The 16,610-nt window shown below is 76.4% G+C and carries 14 protein-coding genes; 5 read left to right on the top strand and 9 right to left on the bottom strand.

Translation table 11 applies throughout. From position 1 onward, the window contains the following. Positions 1–46 precede the first annotated feature (46 nt). Entirely contained in the window at positions 47–1,207 is a 1,161-nt protein-coding gene (locus tag ACIRD3_RS04270; RefSeq protein WP_402211356.1) for a hypothetical protein, read from the bottom strand. Positions 1,208–1,322: 115 nt separating this feature from the next. Between ACIRD3_RS04270 and tsaA the strand changes: the two genes are divergently transcribed. After that, positions 1,323–1,769, top strand: a complete 447-nt coding sequence (tsaA, locus tag ACIRD3_RS04265; RefSeq protein WP_402211353.1) for a tRNA (N6-threonylcarbamoyladenosine(37)-N6)-methyltransferase TrmO — start codon at positions 1,323–1,325, stop codon at positions 1,767–1,769. Between the two features lie 191 nt (positions 1,770–1,960). Here the strand turns inward: tsaA and ACIRD3_RS04260 are convergent, their stop codons facing one another. From ACIRD3_RS04260 to ACIRD3_RS04225, 8 genes are all read right to left on the bottom strand, one after another. Next, positions 1,961–3,118, bottom strand: a complete 1,158-nt coding sequence (locus tag ACIRD3_RS04260) for a hypothetical protein (RefSeq protein WP_402211351.1) — start codon at positions 3,116–3,118, stop codon at positions 1,961–1,963. A gap of 111 nt (positions 3,119–3,229) precedes the next feature. Beyond that, on the bottom strand, positions 3,230–3,628 hold the full coding sequence (locus tag ACIRD3_RS04255) for an ATP-binding protein (protein WP_402211348.1): 399 nt from the start codon (positions 3,626–3,628) through the stop codon (positions 3,230–3,232). 63 nt (positions 3,629–3,691) lie between these two features. Beyond that, on the bottom strand, positions 3,692–4,198 hold the full coding sequence (locus ACIRD3_RS04250; RefSeq protein WP_402211345.1) for a hypothetical protein: 507 nt from the start codon (positions 4,196–4,198) through the stop codon (positions 3,692–3,694). A 100-nt stretch (positions 4,199–4,298) separates the two neighbouring features. Further along, positions 4,299–6,695 carry a PP2C family protein-serine/threonine phosphatase gene (locus tag ACIRD3_RS04245; RefSeq protein WP_402211342.1) on the bottom strand — a complete coding sequence of 799 codons (2,397 nt, stop codon included), beginning with the start codon at positions 6,693–6,695 and terminating at the stop codon, positions 4,299–4,301. 163 nt (positions 6,696–6,858) lie between these two features. After that, the gene (locus ACIRD3_RS04240; protein ID WP_402211339.1) at positions 6,859–11,028 is read right to left on the bottom strand and encodes a HAMP domain-containing protein; all 4,170 of its coding nucleotides are present in this window, start codon (positions 11,026–11,028) and stop codon (positions 6,859–6,861) included. 218 nt (positions 11,029–11,246) lie between these two features. Beyond that, on the bottom strand, positions 11,247–11,630 hold the full coding sequence (locus ACIRD3_RS04235; protein ID WP_402211336.1) for an STAS domain-containing protein: 384 nt from the start codon (positions 11,628–11,630) through the stop codon (positions 11,247–11,249). A 112-nt stretch (positions 11,631–11,742) separates the two neighbouring features. Next, positions 11,743–12,216 (bottom strand): ATP-binding protein, encoded by a 474-nt coding sequence (locus ACIRD3_RS04230; protein WP_402211334.1) that lies wholly within the window; start codon positions 12,214–12,216, stop codon positions 11,743–11,745. Continuing rightward, positions 12,213–12,788 (bottom strand): STAS domain-containing protein, encoded by a 576-nt coding sequence (locus tag ACIRD3_RS04225; protein ID WP_402211332.1) that lies wholly within the window; start codon positions 12,786–12,788, stop codon positions 12,213–12,215. Before ACIRD3_RS04225 ends, ACIRD3_RS04230 begins: the two co-directional genes overlap by 4 nt. A 270-nt stretch (positions 12,789–13,058) precedes the next feature. Between ACIRD3_RS04225 and ACIRD3_RS04220 the strand changes: the two genes are divergently transcribed. From ACIRD3_RS04220 to ACIRD3_RS04205, 4 genes are all read left to right on the top strand, one after another. Continuing rightward, positions 13,059–13,727, top strand: a complete 669-nt coding sequence (locus ACIRD3_RS04220) for a phosphoribosyltransferase (protein WP_402211330.1) — start codon at positions 13,059–13,061, stop codon at positions 13,725–13,727. A 170-nt stretch (positions 13,728–13,897) separates the two neighbouring features. Beyond that, entirely contained in the window at positions 13,898–14,569 is a 672-nt protein-coding gene (locus ACIRD3_RS04215; protein ID WP_402211328.1) for a hypothetical protein, read from the top strand. Positions 14,570–14,594: 25 nt separating this feature from the next. Continuing rightward, positions 14,595–15,188 (top strand): GNAT family N-acetyltransferase, encoded by a 594-nt coding sequence (locus ACIRD3_RS04210; RefSeq protein WP_402211326.1) that lies wholly within the window; start codon positions 14,595–14,597, stop codon positions 15,186–15,188. A gap of 494 nt (positions 15,189–15,682) precedes the next feature. Further along, positions 15,683–16,570, top strand: a complete 888-nt coding sequence (locus ACIRD3_RS04205; RefSeq protein ID WP_402211323.1) for a S1 family peptidase — start codon at positions 15,683–15,685, stop codon at positions 16,568–16,570. Positions 16,571–16,610 lie beyond the last annotated feature (40 nt).

The raw sequence follows: 16,610 nt of genomic DNA, 5'->3' as shown, positions 1-16,610 counted from the left end.
CCGCCACGACGGGCGGCCCGGCGGTCACGCGGTCTTCCGCACGCCGTCAGTGGCGGGCTCCGGGGCGGTGGGTGTCGCAGTACCAGCCGGCCGGGTAGAGGCGGGCGCCGGGCAGGCCGCAGGGGATGCGGCCGGCCGAGCAGTGGCCGGTGCGGACCGGGGGGATGACCCGGCCGGCCGGCGGTGGGGCGTTCAGCGTCAGGGCGGCGTGGTAGGGCTCGCCGGTGTCCACACCGCGCCGCTGTTCGGGGACGCGGACGCACTCCACGGCGCGGCGCCCGGTGGAGGCGTCGCGCTGCCGCGGGATCAGCGGACCGGCGTCCGGGTCGACCAGGACCCCGCCGTTGTCGAGGTAGCGGCGCCGGTCCTCCTCCGGCGCCCAGAAGCGCAGCGCGCCACCGGAGTCGGCCCGCAGGGCGACCGGGACGTAGGCGCCGCCGACGACGCGGCGCACGAAGTCGTCGATCCGCGGGACGAGCACCTCCCAGCTCGGGTGCCAGCGGCGGCAGCGGCCGCTGCCCCGCACCGGGCAGGGCCGGGCGTCGGTGTGGTCGCATCTCCGCAGCCGGAGGGTGCGCACGCCGCCGCGCACCAGCAGGTCGCGGTCCTCGCGGATGGCCCGCGCGGGCAGGTCGTCGGTGCGCACCCAGGGCGCCCGGTCGATCAGCGGCGCCTTCGGGTCGACGGTGTGCCAGACCGCGGTGATGCCGTCCTGCCGTGCGAGCCGGCTCCGCCGCCGTACGGACTGCGCGGTGCGGTAGGACAGTTGGGGCTCGAAGCCGAAGCGGCGGCCGTCCGCGCCGGTGACCAGCACGGCGGCCCGGCACCGGCCGTCCGCCGCGCGGGGCTCGATCTCGACGGCGTGCCCGTCGCTCGCGGCGGCCCGGGCGTAGCGCTCCTGGTAGGCCCGGCGCTCCTCGCCGCGCGGGTCCTCGTGGGCCCGGCGGTGCGGGCTGTGGTGGGTGGCGATGCGCCGGCCCCGACGGAGCGACAGGTACATCCACTCCGGCTGGTCGGGGCGGGCGTCGTAGCAGGTGGGGCAGCGCAGTCCGCGTTCGGCGACGGGTCGCCGGTCGGCGCGGAGGCGGTCCCACAGGCCGGGCAGCTCGGGGACTCCGAGATCGGCTCGGTCGAGGTCGAGGATGCGGTCGAGTGCGGTGCTGAAGACCGGGTTGCGCGTAGGGAGTTCACCGTCGTACTCGTTCATGGCGTCTCGTCTCTGCCATCAACCACGAGAGGGGGCTTCCAGTCTGCACCGGGCCACCGACGAGGGGGACCGCTACGGTGCTGGTGGACGGAGTCCCGGGTGCACGGAGGGCGCAATGGCGGACACGGGTTTCGAGGGACCGGCCGGACGGGGGCGGTCCTTCGAGGTGTGGGAGCTCGGCCGGGTGGAGTCCCCCCTGACGGAGCGGGCGGGGGCGCCCCGGCAGGGTGACGAGGGCGCGCCGGAGGCCTGGGTGGCCTTCGACGCGTCGGTGGGGCGGGCGCTGCGGGACCTGGCGGTCGGGCAGGAGGTGCTGCTGCTGACCTGGCTCGACCGGGCCGACCGGGAGGTGCTCGCCGTCCACCCGCGCGGGGACCGCTCCCGGCCGTCGACCGGGGTGTTCGCCACGCGCTCGCCGGACCGGCCGAACCCGATCGGGCTGCACCGGGTCACCGTGCTGGCCGTGGACGGCCTGCGGCTGCGGGTCAGCGGCCTGGAAGCCGTCGACGGCACGCCGGTGCTGGACGTGAAGCCGGTGCTGCCCGGGATCGCGGAGCGCTAGCGGCCCGTCTTCAAACCCCCGTCGTCCGCCCGGAGGGCGGGCGGGGCGGCGTTGGGGTGCGTGCATCGCAAGGCGGAGGAGGGAGCCACTGCGGAGCATTGGCGACTGACGACAACGCGGCGAGGTGCGTGCCCCGGCGCCGGCCCGCAGGCGAGGGTTTGAAGACGGGCCCTAGCGGCCCGTACGGTTCGTCAGGCCGGCCAGCGCAGCACCGCGCCGAGGCCGCCGGGCGGGCCGGGGAGGGTGTCCGGGACGAGCAGCGCCTCGGCGCCGCAGGCCGCGCCGGCGCGGAGCAGGGCGTCGGCGGCGGGGGCCTGCTCGGGGTGGGCCACGCCCATGCCGCGCAGCTCGGCCCGCTGGACGCCGATGTGCTCGGGCTCGGGGCCGGTCCACACCGGGCGTTCCGGGTCGTGGCCGCCCGACTGCAGCAGCAGGGCGGCGAGTTGGTGCTGCCGGGCGGCGCTCACCACGGCGGGGATGCCCTGGGCGGCGGGGCCGGGCGCGGTGGAGGTGCCGGCCGCGTCGGTGCCGTGCTCGCCGGGGCGGCCGACCGCGGTGCGGTAGGTGTCCAGGACCTCGGCCAGGTGCCGGGCGCGGTGGTCGTCCCAGGCCGAGGCGATGCGTCGGCCGAAGGCTTCCCTGGCGATTCCGTCGGCCCGGCCGCCACCGTCCAGTTCGACGGTCAGCGGTCGCAGGTGCTGGGGCAGCCGGTCGTGGACGGCGCGGCGTTCGCGGACGTCCCCGGTGAGGACGAGCAGCCGGGCGCCGCTGTCCGGCCAGATCCGGGTGAGGTGGTCGGCGATGATCCCGGCGGTGCGCTCCCAGGTGTCCTCGACCCGGTGCCGGTAGTGCCACTCGTAGCGGTCGGCGGGCGGGGCGCGGTGGCCGCGGCCCTGCCACTGCGGCGCCTCGACGGTGCCGACCACGGCACTGCGCCCCAGCTCGTACCGTTCCAGCTCGGCGCCGGTACGGTCGACGGCGGCGACCAGACAGGCGGGCGCCGCGTCGTCGAGCAGGCCGACCAGCGGGCTGGTGTGCGGGAGCGGGGCCCAGGTGGCGGCGACGTCGGGCGGGGAGCCGGCGAGCGGGACGTCCAGGGCCACCTCGCCGTCGGCCGCGAACAGGGCCCGTCCGGGCGGGGAGCCGGCGGCGGGCTCCGCCGCCAGGTGGTCGCGGACGGCCGCGCAGGAGCGCTCGTCGGCGCCGGCGGCGGCCAGCCGGTGGACGGCGGCGCGGTCGATCAGCGCCCGGCGCCGGACGGCGTCCTCGGTGGCGCGGTCGGTGTCGAGGTAGACGGTGGCCCAGGGGCCGGGCCGGTCGAGCAGCGGGGTGAGGAACGCCAGGTCCATGGGGGCCTCCCGGGGTGGACGGGGCTTGCCGTGGAAGGGATTGCCCGGTGGTGCGAGGAGGGGTCACTCGGGCACCTACCCGCCTGCACCCGGTGGACACCGGCCCGGCCGTCACCGCTGGGGCGGCACCCGCAGCTCGCACCAGACGACCTTGCCCGGGCCCACCGGGCGCCACCCCCAGCGGCGGCTGAGCCGGCTCAGCAGGTACAGGCCGAGACCGCCGCCCGAGCCGTTCGATCCGTACCGTGGCCGGGGCGTCGGCGGGCGCGGACTGGAGTCGCTGACCTCGATCCGGACGAACTCGGCCCCGCGGACGAGCAGCAGCGCGCCGGGGCCCGCCGTATGGCGCTGGGCGTTGCCGACGAGCTCCGAGACCAGCAGGACGGCGTCGGCGACCACCAGCGGGTCCGGCACGTCGGCCAGGAAGCGCTCGGTGCAGGCCCGTGCCTCGGCCGCCGCCCGGGGTCGGTCGGCGAGCGGCAGGCGTAGCGCCCGCGGTCGCCGGCGCACGGATGGCACCCGGGCCCTCGCCATGCGATCGTGCCTCCTCCGGTTCCCCCCGGGCTGTGGTGGTCAGCGCTTGAACAGGTTCCGCATCCGGCCGCCAGATCGGGCCGGTACCTCGTCGGAGCCCGGCCCCCCGGACTCCACCGGCTCGGCCCGCTCGACCGGTTCGGCCCGCCCCACCGGTTCCCTCCGCTCGACCGGTTCCACCCGCTCGACCGGCGCCGTCCGCTCGACCGGTTCCACCCGCTCGACCGGCGCCGTCCGCTCGACCGGCGCCACCGGTTCGGCCCGGCGGCGGCTCACCCGGCGGTGCGCCGGTCGTGCCGTACCCCCGGCGGCTGCCGGGCCGACCGGCCGCGCGTACCGCCGCGACCGCAGCATCATCGCCAGGCCGAGGCAGAACAGCAGCGCGAGGGCCACGCCGGAGAGGAAGATGCCCAGGCTGTTCAGCGTCACGAGGTCGTTTCCCAGGATGGTGGCCTGGTAGTCGGGCCCACCGGAGAGGTTGTCCGCGATCAGCAGCCCGACGAACGCGCCGGACGCCGACATCAGCAGAAGTCCCAGTAGCAGCATGATGGGGATCCCTTCCCGTCCCGTGCTCGGCCCCCGAACGGGTCGCGCCTACCCGGGCGGCGCGGTCCGTAACGGCCGCCGGGCGCCCGCCTCGGGCGCGCTACTCGGTCTGGACGGCGATCAGGCAGGTGTCGTCGTCGGTGTCGGCGGAGCTGAGTTCGAGCAGCCGGTCCAGGTACTGCTCCAGGTCCGGGCCGGGGGCGCCGGCCGCCCGGATCAGCTGCTCCACCGACTCCTCCACCGGACGGTCCCGGCGCTCCACCAGCCCGTCGGTGTAGAGCAGCAGGACGTCCCCGGGGTCGAGCCGGGCGGTGTGCTCCTCATAGCGGGCGTCGTCCAGCGCGCCGAGCAGCACGCCGTGCGGCAGGGGCAGCACCTCGGCGCCGGCCGCGGCGAGCCGGATCGGCGGCAGGTGGCCGGCCCGGGCCCAGCGCAGTTCCCCGCCGACCGGGTCGAGCAGCACACAGACGGCCGTCGCGGTGACCTGCCCGGGTTCGCGCAGGGCGACGGTGTTGGCCCACTCCAGCAGCCGGGCCGGGCCGGCACCCGTCACCGCGAGGCCGCGCAGGGCGTGCCGCAGGGCGACCATGCCGGTGGCCGCGCCGACGCCGTGCCCGGCCACGTCGCCGACCGCGAGCAGCACGCGCCCGTCGGACAGCGGCAGGACGTCGTACCAGTCGCCGCCGACCCGGTCCTGCTGGGCGGCGGGGCGGTAGCGCACGGCGGCGTGCAGGCCGGTGACGCCGAGCGGGGGCGGCGCGGCCGGGAGGATGGCCTGCTGGAGGCGCAGCGCCAGTCGCGCCCGCTCGGCGGACTCCTGCTCGCTGTCGGCGAGCCGCTCCCGGGTGGCGCCGAGCGCGACCTCCGTCCAGTGCTGGGCGGACACGTCGTGGTAGGCGCCGCGGATCGCGGTCAGCCGCCCGGTGTCGTCCAACACGGGCTCGGCGATCACCCGGGTGAAGCGGTGGGTGCCGTCCGGCCGGTCGAGGCGGACGACCGCGGAGGCGGTGCGGTGGCGGTGCCGGACGGTGTCCAGCAGGCGCCGGATGGCGGGCCGGTCGTCCGGGTGGGTGTGCTGGGCGAGCAGGGCGAGCGGCACCGGCGCGGCCTCCGGCGGCAGCCCGTACAGCTCGTGCAGCCCGTCGCTCCAGCGGATCCGGCCCTCGGCGGGGCGTTCCTCGAACCCGGCCACCCGGGCGAGCCGCTGGGCCTGGCGCAGCAGGTCGGCGCGCTCGTGCTCCTCGGCCCGCTCGTCCGCTCCGGGCGGCTCGTCGTCCAGCCGCCAGCAGACCAGCAGCCGGCCGCCGAGCGGGACGGCCGCGAGCTGGACGGCGGCAGGGGCCGGGACGGCCTCGGGGGCGGTGCGCCCGGCGCCCCCGAAGGCCAGTCGGACGCGCTCGGCCGGCAGCGGCGCACCGGTCTCGTGCGAGCGCAGCAGGCGATCGAACAGGCCCGCGGCGACGGCGACCGGGTAGGCCTCCAGCAGCGACGCGCCCTCCAGCGCGTCCCGGGGGCGGCCGAGCGGGTCGCGGAACCGGGCGTTGACCCGCCGGATCGTGAAGTCGGCGACGCGGCCGTCCCGGACGACGGGCTCCAGCAGCAGGGCGGGGGTGAGCAGCCCGTCCAGGAGGACGGCGGTCTCCTCCGGCGTCACGGGTTCCAGGGGCGGACCGAGCAGGGTCGTGCAGAGATCGGCCAGCGCGTACAGCGGGCGGCGCTCGGGCGGGCGGAGTACCGGGGCGGGGCCTGACCAGACCAGCTCCAGAGCGCCCCTGCGGCGGCCCTGGTCGAGCAGCGGCAGGACGGCCCGGGCGGACCCGCCGCCCACCGAAGGTGCCTCGCTCCCCGGCTCGCCGGGCCACAGGTCCCCCCCGGCGTCGACCACCCGCCGCGCCGGGGTGGCGACCCCGGGCGGCACCCGCTCCCAGCCGGCGGCCTCGTCGGCGGACAGCCCGGCGTGCGCGGCGAGGGCGAGCGCGCCGTCGGGCAGCCGCAGCCAGACGGCCACGGCCCGGGCACCGAGCACCGCGCCGGTCTGCTCCAGGACGGCCTCGGCGGCGCGCTGCAGGTCGGCTGCGGCGGCGAGCGCGGGCGCGACGGGCGGGCCCGCGCCGGGCTCCGGGCCGAGCGTGCCGGGGACGGCGACGGCATCGAGGCCGCCGGGGACTCCTGGGGCATCGACCGCGCCGAGGGCTTCCGGCTCCGGTTCCGGTTCGGGGAGCCCGGCGATCTCGGCCGCCAGCGCGACGACCGGCACGCCCGCGTCCCGGGCCAGCCGGGCGAGGTGCGCGGCGGCCTCGGTGGTCGGCAGCCCGAGCCGCTCGGCCAGGATGCCGGTGGCGAGGTCGACGGCGGCCCCGGTCCGCGCCTCGGCGTGCAGCCGGACGACGGCGCCCCGCAGCCGCCGGACGGCCTCGGCCAGCGCCCGGGCGGTCCGGTCCGCGGACTCGCGCGCCGCCTGCTCCCCGGGGTCCCGGGGGTCCTGGGCGGCGGTCACGGCCGGTCCGGTCGGCGGCGGTCCGTCCGGTGGCTCGGGCCGGAGCGCACCGCGGCGTCGGGCCACGGGCAGCGCACGGCCCACCCGGGGCACCCGGCGGCAGGGGCCGCTCCCGGCCGCCGGGGCGGGCGGCACCGACGGCCGGCGGGCGGCGCCCCGGTGGTCATGACGCGTCCAGCCAGGTCCGGATCCGCTCGACCAGGCGGGTGGTGTCGACCGGCTTGGTGACGTAGTCGTCGGCGCCCGCCGCCAGGCTGCGGTCCCGGTCGCCGGGCATGGCCTTGGCGGTGACGGTCACCACCGGCAGCCGTTCGAAGCGGGCGTCGGCGCGGATCGCCTCGATGGCCGCGTAGCCGTCCAGTCCGGGCATCATGACGTCCATCAGCACCAGGTCGGTCTCGGGGTGGGCGCGCAGCAGGTCGAGCCCGGCGCGGCCGTCGGCGGCGTGCAGGACGGTCAGTCCGTGCTGTTCCAGGGCGGCGGTGAGCGCGTAGACGTTGCGGATGTCGTCGTCGACGATCAGCACGGTGCGGCCGGCGAGCGGGCGGTCGGCGGGCCGCCCGGCGGGTGCGGTCGCCGGTGCCGCCGCCGGCGCGGCGGGCCGGGTCGAGGGGCGGCCGCCGAGCAGCCGGACCACCCGCTCCCGCAGGTCGTCCAGTCCCCCGGCGCGCTCGACCCCGCCGGGCAGGTCGCCGTCGCCCCCGTACCCGAGGACGGGCGTGCCCGCCGCCGCGGTCTCCGCCAGCACGGGGGCGAGGTCCGCGGAGCCGACCAGGTCCAGCAGCACGCAGCGGTACGGCCCGCCCGCGAGCGCGGCCCGCAGCTCGGCCTCGTCGCCGGCTCCGTCCACCCGGACCGGCGCGACCGTTTCGCCCCCTTCGGCAGGGCCCGCCCCGGCACCGCCCGCCCCGGCACCGCCCAGCTCCGCCGTGGCCCCGCCCAGCTCCGCCGCGGCCGAGCGGGCGAGCTGGGTGAGCAGGGCCGGCGGGTCCGGTTCGACCACCAGGATCCGGGTCTCGGCCGGCGGGTCGTCGGCCGGCCGCTGCTCGGTTCCGCCGAGCGGCAGGTAGAGGGTGAAGCGGCTGCCCTGCCCGGTGGCGGACCGGACGGTGATGGCGCCGCCGAGCAGCCGGGCGAGTTCCCGGCTGATGGACAGCCCGAGGCCGGTGCCGCCGTAGCGCCGTGCGGTGGAGCCGTCGGCCTGCTGGAAGGCGCCGAAGATGCTGTCCAGGTGGCCCGGGTCGATGCCGATCCCGGTGTCCTCGACGTGGAAGGCCACCGCCGCGTGCACCCGGCCGAGTTCGGGCGGCAGGTCCGCCGCTTCCACCCGCTGGATCCGCAGCTCGACCCGGCCGGTGTCGGTGAACTTGACGGCGTTGGAGAGCAGGTTGCGCAGCACCTGGCGCAGCCGGGCCTGGTCGGTGACGATCCGTTCCGGGACGGTCCGGTCGACGCTGACCTCGAAGGCGAGGCCCTTCTGGTCGGCCAGCGGCCGGAAGCCGGACTCGACGTACTCCAGCAGCTCGCGCAGCGCGAAGGGTTCGGGGGTCAGCTCCATCTTCCCGGCCTCCACCTTGGAGAGGTCGAGGATGTCGTTGATGAGCTGGAGCAGGTCGGTGCCGGCCGAGTGGATCACGCCCGCGTACTCGACCTGTTTGGCGTTGAGGTTGCCGGTCGCGTTCTCGGCGAGCAGCTGGGCGAGGATGAGCAGGCTGTTCAGCGGGGTGCGCAGCTCGTGGCTCATGTTGGCCAGGAACTCGGACTTGTACAGGGAGGCCCTGGTCAACTCCCGGGCGCGTTCCTCCAGTTCCTGACGGGCCTGTTCGATCTCCAGGTTCTTCGCCTCGATGTCCCGGTTCCGCTGGGCGAGCAGGGTGGCCTTCTCCTCCAACTCGGCGTTGCTCCGCCGGAGTTCCTCCTGGCCTTCCTGCAGCTCCTCGGACCGGGCCTGCAGTTCGGCGGTGAGCCGCTGGGATTCGCCGAGCAGTTCGTCGGTGCGGGCGTTGGCGAGCAGGGTACCGATGTTGACGCCGCAGGCCTCGGCGAACTGCTCCAGGAAGTCGCGGTGGGTCTGGGTGAAGGCGTGCACGGAGGCGAACTCCATGACGCCGATCAGCCACTCCTCCAACGCGATCGGCAGGATGACGAGGGAGCGGGCGTCGCCGCTGCCCGCGGCCGAGGCGAGCGGGGCGTAGCCGGGCGGCAGGTCGTCCACGGTGATGGTGCGCCGGCTCCGGGCGGCCTGGCCGACCAGGGACTCCCCGAGCCGCAGCCGCCGTTCCTCCCCGGCCGGGCGGCCGTAGGCGCTGATCAGGACCAGTTCGGTGCCGGTCGCACCGTCCTCGGCGAGGAAGAACGCGCCGTACTGGGCGCCGACCAGCGGGGTCAGCTCGTCGGTGATCATCTCGGCGACCGAGCGGATGTCCCGGCGGCCCTGGATGGCGGCGGAGAAGTGGGCCAGGTTGGTCTTCAGCCAGTCCTGTTCCTGGTTGGCGAGGGTGGTCTCGCGCAGCGAGCCGACCATGGCGTTGATGTTGTCCTTGAGGTCGGCGACCTCGCCGGAGGCGTCCACGCTGATCGAGCGGGTGAGGTCGCCGGCCGCGACGGCGCTGGTGACCTCGGCGATCGCCCGGACCTGCCGGGTCAGGTTGCCGGCCAGCTCGTTGACGTTCTCGGTGAGCCGCTTCCAGGTGCCGGAGACGCCCTCGACCCGGGCCTGGCCGCCCAGCCGGCCCTCGCTGCCGACCTCCCGGGCCACCCTGGTCACCTCGGCGGCGAAGGACGACAGCTGGTCGACCATCGTGTTGACGGTGGTCTTGAGCTCCAGGATCTCCCCGCGCGCGTCCACGTCGATCTTGCGGGTCAGGTCGCCCTCGGCGACGGCGGTGGTGACCTGGGCGATGTTGCGCACCTGGCTGGTCAGGTTGTGCGCCATGAAGTTGACGTTCTCGGTGAGGTCCTTCCACGTCCCGGCGACGTTGGGCACCCGGGCCTGGCCGCCCAGGATGCCCTCGGTGCCGACCTCCCGGGCGACCCGGGTGACCTCGTCGGCGAAGACGGAGAGGGTGTCGACCATGGTGTTGATCGCGTCGGCGAGGGCGGCGACCTCGCCCTTGGCCTCCACCGTGATCTTCCGGGACAGGTCGCCGCGCGCCACGGCGGTCGCGACCTCGGACATCGAGCGGACCTGCCCGGTCAGGTTGGAGGCCATCACGTTGACGTTGTCGGTGAGGTCCTTCCAGGTGCCGGAGACGCCCCGCACGGTGGCCTGGCCGCCCAGGTTCCCGGCGGTGCCGACCTCCCGGGCGACCCGGGTGACCTCGTCGGCGAACGAGGACAGCTGGTCGACCATCGTGTTGATGGTCTCCTTCAGCTCCTGGATCTCGCCGCGCGCGTCCACCCGGATCTTCTGGGTGAGGTCGCCCTCGGCGACGGCGGTGGTGACCGAGGCGATCGAGCGGACCTGCGCGGTGAGGTTGTCGGCCATCACGTTGACCGACTCGGTCAGCCCTTTCCAGGTGCCGGAGACGTCCCGGACGTCCGCCTGACCGCCCAGCCGGCCCTCGGTGCCGACCTCCCGGGCCACCCTGGTCACTTCGGCGGCGAAGGACGACAGCTGGTCGACCATCGTGTTGATGGTGGTCTTGAGCTCCAGGATCTCCCCGCGCGCGGCGACCGAGATCTTCTGGGTGAGGTCGCCCTCGGCGACGGCGGTCGCGACCTGGGCGATGTTGCGCACCTGCCAGGTCAGATTGCCCGCCATCGCGTTCACCGAGTCGGTCAGGTCGCGCCACGTCCCGGCGACGCCCGGCACCTGCGCCTGCCCGCCGAGCCGGCCCTCGGTGCCGACCTCCCGGGCCACCCTGGTCACCTCGTCGGCGAAGGACGACAGCTGGTCGACCATCGTGTTGACGGTGTTCTTCAGCGCCAGGATCTCCCCGCGCGCGTCCACCTCGATCTTCTGGGTGAGGTCACCGCGGGCCACCGCGGTGGTCACCTGGGCGATGTTGCGGACCTGCCAGGTCAGGTTGCCCGCCATCGCGTTCACCGAGTCGGTGAGCTCCTGCCACGTCCCGGTCGCGTCCGGCACCTGGGCCTGCCCCCCGAGCCGCCCCTCCGTACCGACCTCCCGGGCCACCCTGGTCACCTCGGAGGTCACCCGGGCCAGCTGGTCGGCCATCCCGTTGAAGACCTCGGCGATCTCCCCGAGCACCCCGGGGCGGTCCGGGGTGAGCCGGGTGCGGAAGTCCCCGTCGCGTACGGCCGTGAGCCCGGCGAGCAGCTGCCGCAGCGCCTGCTCGGCCGGGTCGGCGGGTACCGGGTGCTGGTCCATCCGTCCACCGTCCGGAGACTGACACGGCCGAGGTGCACCGTCCGGGCACCTCGGGTCCGGGGCGGCGGGCCGCTGCCCCTGCTCCCACTGTGCCACCGGAATCCGGGACGCGGCGGACGGGGAGCACGCGGGGCCGGCTCAGCCCGGGCGCCCGTCCCGGCGCGCGCGGCCCGCACGCTCGGCCCCGCACGCTCGGCCCGGCACGCTCGGCTGCACGCTCAGCCCGGCACGTTCTCGCGGACCGGGAAGGCGTCGGTGACACCGGTCAGTTCGAGCATCCGCAGGAAGAGCCGCCGGGGCCGGGCCAGTTCGATCCGGCTGCCCTCCACGGCGGCCCGGGCCTTGGCCCGGAGCAGGGCGTTCAGCCCGGTGGAGTCGCAGAACTCCAGCTCGGCGCAGTCGATCACGATCACCCCGGCGGGCCCGGCGAGGGCCTGGTCGACGGCAGAGCGCAGCTCGGCCGCCGAGTCGAGGTCCAGCTCGCCGTGGAGGACCAGCACGGTGCCCAGGGCCCACGGGCGGATCTCGAAGGTGAGGCCCTCACCGCTGCGGGCGGCCCGGTCGTCGGCCTGCTCCCCGGTCTCCGACGAGCGCTGTGTCATGGCTGCGAGCTCCTCCCACCTGCCGATGCTCCGACCACTCGGCTAACCGGTGGGGGCAGCCGGAAACGCCCTCGGGCCGAGGAAAACCGGACGGACGGCGGAGGAGCCGCCGTCAGCCCCGGCCCGAACGGACCACCGGGGCCGGCACCTCCAGCCAGACCAGCTTCCCGCCGTCCTCGGGCTGCGCGCCCCAGGCCCGGGAGAGCCGGTCCACCACCCGCAGCCCGTGCCCGCCCGGCCGGCCCGGGTCGGCGGAGCGGCGCAGCCGCGGCAGCACCGGGCTGGCGTCCGCGACCTCCACCCGCAGCCGGTCGCCGTCCCAGCGCAGCCGCAGCTCGCGCGGGCCGCCGGGGGTGTGCAGACAGGCGTTGGTGACCAGCTCGGAGACCATCAGCAGCACGTCCTCGACCGCCAGCCGCTGGTCCTCGTCGGCGGTCGGCAGCCAGTGCCAGGACAGCAGCGCCTGCCGGCTGAAGTCACGGCTGCGCTGCACCGCGCCGGCACTGCCCGCGAACGGCAGCCGCCGGGTCTGCTCCGGGCCCGGCGGCCGGTCGCCGTCGCGGCGGTCGCCGGTCACGCTGCTCACGACGGCCCTGACGAGGCGGCGGGACCGGTGGAGCCCCCGGACCTGCCCGCATCACCGGCATCGGCGGCCTCGGCGGAATCACCGGCGGCGTCGGCGGCCTCAGCGGAATCACCGGCGTCTGCGGCCTCTGCGGAATCGGCGGAACCACCGGAACGGGCGGGGTCGGCCGGCTCGGGGTCCGCCGCGAGCTCCTTCAGCGCCGCGTCGAGGTCCTGGTGGATCCGCAGCACGGTGTCGGCCCCGGTGATCGCGAACAGCCGCGCCACCACGGGGTTCGGTCCGACCAGCGCCAGCCGCCACCCGGCGGCGTCCGCGTCCAGCCGCGCGCGGAGCAGCACGTTCAGGCCGGTCGAATCGCAGAACCGCAGGTCCGCCAGGTCGACCAGGATGCGCGCGAAGCCGTCCCGGTACGGAGCGGCGAGCGCGGCGCGCAGCCCGTCCGCCGTGTCGTGGTCCAGTTCCCCGGCGACGGTGACGGTCCGCAGCGGTGGCTCGTCCACCACGGCGACGCGCAGGCCGCCGGACGCGTGCTTCCCGTCGGGCTCACGGGGTTCCTCGGATGGCCGTCGCATGCTCGCTCCCGGTCCGGTCGGGACGGCTGGGCGCCGTCGTGACCATCATCGCGCCCGCCGTCCCGGGCCGCGCGGACGACCGACCCCGGGTCCGGCCACCGCCCGATGACGGCCGGAGGCGCCGTCCGTCGGTCGTCCACGGCCCGCGCCTGCCCAGGCGCGCCGCGGTCACACCTGGAGGCCGGGGCCTTCGCGGTCGGACGTTAGAACCCGTGGCAACGGGGCAGTCGCCCGGCAAACCCGGGGGACCCGCGCAGGAGACGTGTGCCCGTGAGATTCCTCGACCGCAGCACCGCCGGGCACCAGCTCGCCCGGCGCCTCGCCCCGCTCGTCGACGGCCGGGGCGGCCACCGGGTGGTCGTCGTGGGCCTCGCACCCGGCGGTCTTCCGGTGGCCGCGGAGGTCGCCGAGCTCCTGGAGGCACCCCTGGACGCCACGGTGGTCCGGCCGCTGGTCGTGCCCGGCTACGACCGCCCGGTCGGCGCGATCGCCGACGGCGACCCGCCGCTGTTCGACCGGTACACCCTGAGGAGCCTCGGCGTCACCGCGGCGGAGGTCGGCGCGAGCGTCAAGCGCGAGCGCGTCGAGGTGCACCGCCGTGAGTCGCTCTACCGCCAGGGCCGGGCCCGGCGCCCGCTGCTGGGGCGCACCGCCGTCCTGGTCTCCGACGGGCTGACCGACGCGCTCACCGTCCGCGCCGCGGTGCACGCCGTCGCCGCCGAACGTCCGGGCCGGCTGATCCTCGCCGCCCCGGTCGGTGACGCCCGGCTCGCCGCCGAGCTGCGCGACGACGTGGACGAGCTGGTCTGCCTGCACCTGCCGCGCTACGCACACGCCGCCGGCCCCTGGTACGGCGAGTTCCACGACGTCACCGACAGCGAGGCGGCCGTACTGCTGCGGCGGCACGCCGCATCGGCCCTGCCCGGTGACCGGAGGTGAGGGCGGGGGTGGCGGGCGGAACCCGAGCCCCCGTACCGCCGCCGGGGGCGGCCCTGGCAGGATCTCCGGCCATGACGCGAAGCGAGACCTCCTCCCCCGGCTCCCGCCCACGGCGCGGCCGGACAGTGGGCGGTCAGGGGGTGCGCGGTCAGGGGGTGCGCGGTCGGGGCGTGCGCGGTCGGGGCGTCAAGGACGACCCGCCCTGGCCTCGGCGTCCGCTGCTGACGGCCCTGTGGATCCCGGGCGCCGCCGTCCTGCTCCCGCTGGTCGGCGTGCTCGGCGCCTTCGGGCCGTGGCTGCTGGTGCCGTCGGTGGCGCTGATCATCGCCGTGCTGGTCGGCCTGGTCCACGCCCTCCTCAGCCTCTGCCGGTCGCGGCCGCTGCGGATCGTCGCGCTGCCCTTCGTCCTCGCCCCGCTGATCGCGGTCCCGCTGCTGAGCCTGGAGGCCACCCGGGCGACCGTGCTGGACCTGCGCGGTGTCGCGCACCCGGGTACGGTCACCGGCGTGCGGGTCAGCCACGGCCGGACCACCACCTATCGGTGCGCCGTCCGCTACGAGGACGCCCCGGGGCACGGCGGTTCGGTGACGTGCGGCGCCGGGGACACCGTGGGCGAGCGGGTCGGCGTCACCGAGGACCCGGGGGGCTTGGTGGAGCCGGAGTTCACCGCCGCCGCCGGCAGCGCCCGCGGCGACCTGGCACTGGCGGGGTTCTTCGACGTCGTCCTGCTCGTCGTCGCCGGCACGGCGGCCGGCCTCGGCGCCCTGCTCCACCTCGCCCGCGGCCGCACCGCGCGCCGCCCGCCCGGGCCTCCTCCGCCGCGAAACCCGCTTGCCGGCTGAGCCGGGCACGGACGATCCTCGGCGGATGGAACACCTGGAACCCGCGGCACCCACGGAACCCACCGCATCCCCCCAACTGGTCATCGCCGTGGACGGGCTGACGCTGCGCCGCTTCGCGGGCGAGGCGGACCTCCCCGAGTTCTTCGCGGTCATCGAGGAGTCCGTGGACCACCTGCGGCCGTGGATGCCCTGGGTCGCCGAGCACAGCCGCGCCAAGACCGTCGAGTACCTGGCCTCCCGGGCCGAACGCTGGGCGAGCGGCGAGGACTTCGCCTACGCGATCGTGCTGGACGGCGCGATCGTCGGCGCCTGCGGGCTGTACCGCCGCGAGGACTCCCCGGCCGAGGTGCTGGAGATCGGCTACTGGCTGCACCCGGCCGCCACCGGCCGGGGCCTCGCGACCAGGGCCGCCGCGGCCCTGGTCGACCAGGCCTTCCGGCTGCCCGGGGTGGAGCACGTGGAGATCGTCCACGACCCGGCCAACCGGGCCAGCGGCGCCGTCCCGGCCCGTCTCGGTTTCACCGCCCACCTGCGCCGCCCGGCCGGGGCGGTCGCCCCGGCCGAGTCCGGCGAGGAGCAGGTCTGGCGGCTGACCAGGCGTGAGGGCCCGGGCCGGTGACCCCGGCGGTCCGCCGCCGTGGGGGGAGCGGGCGGACCGCCGGGCACGCCCGGCCGGACGGGACGGTCCGGCGGCGCGCCGGGAACGGACGCGATGGGAGGCCGAAGCCTCCGCGCGGAGCGCCCCTTGTCGAACCCCGCAGGCCCGCCGCGGACCCTCACCCGCGGCTTCGCGCGTCCGTTCCCGTACCTGGGAGACCTCACCGCGCCGCGCCGATAACACTTTCCTGCGACCGCCCCGTCGGGCGGCGGCACGGCGGGCGTCCCGGACCTCCGAACGGCGGACCCGCGCACTCCGCCGACCGCGCGCGGGTCCGCCGACACCCGGTCAGGAAGCTTGTACCGAACTGCCCGTTTCCTGATACTTCCGGTCAGCGCCTGTCAGGGGCAGATCATCCGCCGTGCTTCCGGACAGCGCGCCGGAGTCCGCCCGCCGTCTGACCGCGCCTCACGGCCCCCCGAACCCCGGGGGCCTCTCACTCCCGGAGGAGAACGGTGAGGACCACGCGCAGGACCCCCCGCACCGGCACCACCCGACGCCGCACCCGCCTGCTCGCCGTCGCCCTCGGCCTGCTGACCGCCACCGCGGTCGCCGTGCCGGGCGCCGCGGCCGCCCCCGCCCACAGGCCCGAACCCGCCCAGCTCTCCGCCCTCAGCGACGCCGTGCTGAAGGCCGAGGTCGACGGCACCGCGTGGTACGTCGACGAGGCCGCCGGGCGCGTCGTGGTGACCGCCGACAGCACCGTCTCCACGGAGGCGCTCGACCGGATCACCCGGCTCTCCGGCGGCGACGCGTCCGTCCTGACCGTCCACCGCGTCCCCGGCGCCTTCCGCCCGCTGCTCGCCGCCGGCGACGCCGTCTACGGCGGCCAGTACCGCTGTTCGCTCGGCTTCAACGTGGTGGACGGCGACACCCACTACTTCCTCACCGCCGGCCACTGCGGCAACATCGCGCCCGAGTGGTACACGGACGCCGCCCACACGACCCCGATCGGACCGACCGTCGCCTCGACCTTCCCGACCCACGACTACGCGCTGGTCCGCTACGACAACGCCGCCCTCAGCCACCCCGGCGGCTTCACCTCCGCGCCGAACGCCTTCGTCGGCGAGGCGGTCAAGCGCACCGGCTCGACCACCGGCACCCACGGCGGCCGGGTCACCGGGCTCAACGCCACCGTCCGCTACAGCGGCGGCGGCACCGTGCGCGGGCTGATCCAGACCAACGTCTGCGCCGAGCCCGGCGACTCCGGCGGTCCGCTCTACGACGGCACCAAGGCGCTCGGCCTCACCTCGGGCGGCAGCGGCAACTGCACCGTCGGCGGGACGACCTTCTTCCAGCCGGTCAACGCGGCGCTCACCGCGTACGGGGTGCACGTCTACTGAGCCCCGAGCCGCCGGCCACCGAGCCGCCGAGCCCCCGGCC

Source organism: Kitasatospora sp. NPDC093550 (genome assembly GCF_044764985.1).
GTDB lineage: Bacteria > Actinomycetota > Actinomycetes > Streptomycetales > Streptomycetaceae > Kitasatospora.
Note: the sequence above shows the minus strand (reverse complement) of the source record. Positions and strands in the feature narration are given on the sequence as shown.

Coding starts and splice junctions, on each gene's coding strand:
- ACIRD3_RS04225 (WP_402211332.1), bottom strand. CDS start 12,788: ATGCGACGGCCATCCGAGGAACCCCGTGAGCCCGACGGGAAGCACGCG.
- ACIRD3_RS04250 (WP_402211345.1), bottom strand. CDS start 4,198: ATGCTGCTACTGGGACTTCTGCTGATGTCGGCGTCCGGCGCGTTCGTC.
- ACIRD3_RS04235 (WP_402211336.1), bottom strand. CDS start 11,630: ATGACACAGCGCTCGTCGGAGACCGGGGAGCAGGCCGACGACCGGGCC.
- tsaA (WP_402211353.1), top strand. CDS start 1,323: ATGGCGGACACGGGTTTCGAGGGACCGGCCGGACGGGGGCGGTCCTTC.
- ACIRD3_RS04210 (WP_402211326.1), top strand. CDS start 14,595: ATGGAACACCTGGAACCCGCGGCACCCACGGAACCCACCGCATCCCCC.
- ACIRD3_RS04260 (WP_402211351.1), bottom strand. CDS start 3,118: ATGGACCTGGCGTTCCTCACCCCGCTGCTCGACCGGCCCGGCCCCTGG.
- ACIRD3_RS04270 (WP_402211356.1), bottom strand. CDS start 1,207: ATGAACGAGTACGACGGTGAACTCCCTACGCGCAACCCGGTCTTCAGC.
- ACIRD3_RS04240 (WP_402211339.1), bottom strand. CDS start 11,028: ATGGACCAGCACCCGGTACCCGCCGACCCGGCCGAGCAGGCGCTGCGG.